At 64.8% G+C, this 2,701-nt stretch carries 3 protein-coding genes; 1 reads left to right on the top strand and 2 read right to left on the bottom strand.

The features are described from left to right. Together D6877_RS10155 and D6877_RS10150 are read right to left on the bottom strand one after the other, a co-directional pair. Positions 1-629, bottom strand: a 629-nt coding sequence (locus D6877_RS10155) for a GTPase domain-containing protein (RefSeq protein WP_130910666.1), incomplete at its 3' end; no start/stop codon positions are given. Next, positions 622-1,995 (bottom strand): DUF2868 domain-containing protein, encoded by a 1,374-nt coding sequence (locus D6877_RS10150; RefSeq protein ID WP_130910665.1) that lies wholly within the window; start codon positions 1,993-1,995, stop codon positions 622-624. The genes D6877_RS10155 and D6877_RS10150, both read right to left, overlap by 8 nt. Before the next feature lie 85 nt (positions 1,996-2,080). Here D6877_RS10150 and D6877_RS10145 point away from each other — a divergent pair, with 85 nt between their 5' ends. After that, positions 2,081-2,599, top strand: a complete 519-nt coding sequence (locus tag D6877_RS10145; RefSeq protein ID WP_130910664.1) for a dihydrofolate reductase — start codon at positions 2,081-2,083, stop codon at positions 2,597-2,599. Positions 2,600-2,701: the final 102 nt, after the last annotated feature.

Raw genomic sequence — 2,701 nt, 5'->3', positions numbered from 1 at the left:
TGCGGCCGGGCGTTTTCCAATAGCAGGGCGAGGCTCTCGTACAAGCGCCGCTCGCCATCCTCGGGCGGTGCGACGCTGTCGAAACGTACCAGCGCATGCAGCCCCAGCCGCGCCAGCGCCTCGCGCCAATCGGGTTCGCGATGGTTGGCGCTGCTGACGAAATTCAGCACCGGCAGCAGCGGCTTGCCGCAACTGGCGAGCACTTCCAGTTCGTCGCGGTACTTGGCCAGCACCGGTTCACGGGCGTCGATCACATACAGACCGGCGTCGGAGGCGAGCAACTGCCGCAGTACCTTGGCTTCCTGTTCGAAACGCTGGCGCGCCTCGCTGCCGTCGAGAAACCGCGCCAGCCGCGCCGGGCCGTCGAGACGTTCGCCGGGGCGTTCCAGACGCTCGAGAAAATCCAGCAGGGCGATCGCATCTTCCAGCCCCGGCGTGTCGTACAGATCGAGCAACGGCTCGCCATCCACCGACAACCGCGCGCCTTCGACATGTCGGGTGGTGCTCGGCCGGTGCGAGACTTCGCCGAAGCCGACATCGCGGGTCAGCGTGCGCAGCAGCGAGGTCTTGCCGACGTTGGTGTGGCCGACCACCGCAAGTTTCAGCGGGGCCTTGAGTGCTTCAGTCATGTCCGCTCTCCAGCCAGTTCATCGGCGCGCAATCGGCGAACGGCAATTCCAGCTGTTGCAGCGCCGCGTGCCAGTCACCCAGACGTTGCCCGTCCAGCGCTTCGCCAGGCGGCGCTTGCAGCAGCCAGATCCGAGTGGCGCCGACGTTGCGCGCGAGTTCGGCGATCAGCGCAAGGCTGCCGCGATCCGGCGAACGTCGCGGATCACAGGCGATGGCCAGCCGCGCCGGGGGGAAGCGACTGAGTTGTTCGAGCAGTTTGTGCCGCGATTCGCGACTGTCGAGGATGCCTGCGTTGCTGACGTTTTTCGGCAGCGCGGGTGGCCATGGGCGCTGTTCGTCCAACTCGATCGCCACCAGCAGCGCGCCTTCACTGGCGAGTTCGCCGACGTTGCTTTCGACGCGATGCAGTTGCGCCGGCTCCGGGTCGTTGACGCCGAGGCGTTCGCTGGTTGGCATCAACCGTTCGCGCAGTTGCGCGTAGCCGGGCAGATTCAGATCCAGACGCAGCGCGGCTTTGCCGCTGTTCCAGCGCCACAGGCACAACAGCGCGAGCAGCAGGCGCGGCAGCACGCCGTAGACCACCAGCACACCGACCAGCCAGGTCGCCCAGGCCTGTCGTGCGCTTTCGATGTCGAGGGCACCGTCGCCGCTGGCGCGGATCATTTCCTCGGTCGGCACGTTGAAGCCGAGCAGCGACGGCAGATAGCCAAGGGCCTGGGTGACGTGGATGAAAGTGTCGGCGCCGAGGATCGTGGTTTCCCAGACAAAGCCGTAGCGCCGCGTGGCCATCAGCGTCAGCAGCAGGATCAGCGCGCTGAGCATTGCCAGCAGCCACAAGCCATTGACCAAGGCGCCGAGTGCCCAGCGGTTGAGTTTCTTGCGTTGCAGCAGCAACAGCAGGGCCGGCGCCAGTTGCGCGGCTTTGGCGTCGCGGGCGAATTTTTCGCTGAGCCACAGCCACAAGCGCCCAAGGGTGGCGCCGTGTTCGCCAGCGAAAATCAAGCCCAGCGCCCAGCTCAGCAGCAAAATCAGATTGATCCCGAGCAGGCTGCCCAGCGCCCAGAACACATTCACCGGCGACTGGCCAAGTGCGGCGAATGCCAGACCAGCGCCGCTGAGCACGGCGAAAATCACCAGCAACACCAACGCCAGGCGCGCGCCTTGCAGCCAGTGCCTGAGCGCGGCGGTCAGCCCGTCGCGCTCGGCCAGCCATAGCGCCCGGCGCGCAATGCGGCTCGGCAGATCGCCGCCAGCGGTGCGGGCCAGACGATTGGCTTCCAGATCATCCAGCGGCCCCGCGTGTTCTTCGCGCAGGCGGATGGTTTCGGTGAGCCAGAGGTTTTGCAGTGGAGTCAGTTCAGTCACGCGGCGTACCGTCGCTAAATCGAGCGCTGAGCATAACCGCTGTGGCGCTTATCGGGGTAAGCGCGGCTCTGGTATCCTCGCCGCCATGACTAAATCACTCCCCCTCAGCCTGATCGCAGCCCTCGGTGAAAACCGCGTGATCGGCGTCGACAACAGCATGCCCTGGCACCTGCCGGGGGACTTCAAATACTTCAAGGCGACCACGCTCGGCAAGCCGATCATCATGGGTCGCAAGACCTGGGATTCGCTCGGCCGGCCGCTGCCGGGGCGCTTGAACATCGTGGTCAGCCGCCAGACCGATCTGCAGCTCGAAGGTGCCGAGGTCTATCCGTCGCTGGAAGCCGCCGTGGCCCGCGCGGAGGAGTGGGCGGAAGCCCAGGGCGTTGATGAACTGATGCTGATTGGCGGCGCGCAGTTGTATGCGCAGGGACTGGCGCAGGCCGATCGGTTGTACCTGACCCGCGTGGCGCTGAGCCCGCAAGGGGATGCGTGGTTTCCGGAGTTTGATGTGCACCAGTGGAAACTGGTGTCGAATGTTGAAAATCCGGCGGTTGAAGATAAACCTGCGTACAACTTCGAAGTCTGGGAGAAAAAGCAGCTTTAAGCCTCAAGCTGCAAGTAAAAGCTGATTGGCTCTTGGCTCTTGGCTTGCAGCTTGCAGCTTGCAGCTTGCAGCTTGCAGCTTGCAGCTTGCAGCTTGCAGCTT

Source organism: Pseudomonas sp. Sample_9, from assembly GCF_004307535.1.
In the GTDB taxonomy this organism is placed as follows: Bacteria; Pseudomonadota; Gammaproteobacteria; order Pseudomonadales; family Pseudomonadaceae; genus Aquipseudomonas; species Aquipseudomonas mercuritolerans.
The sequence above is the reverse complement of the archived record's forward strand: the minus strand, read 5'-3'. Positions and strand labels throughout refer to the sequence as shown.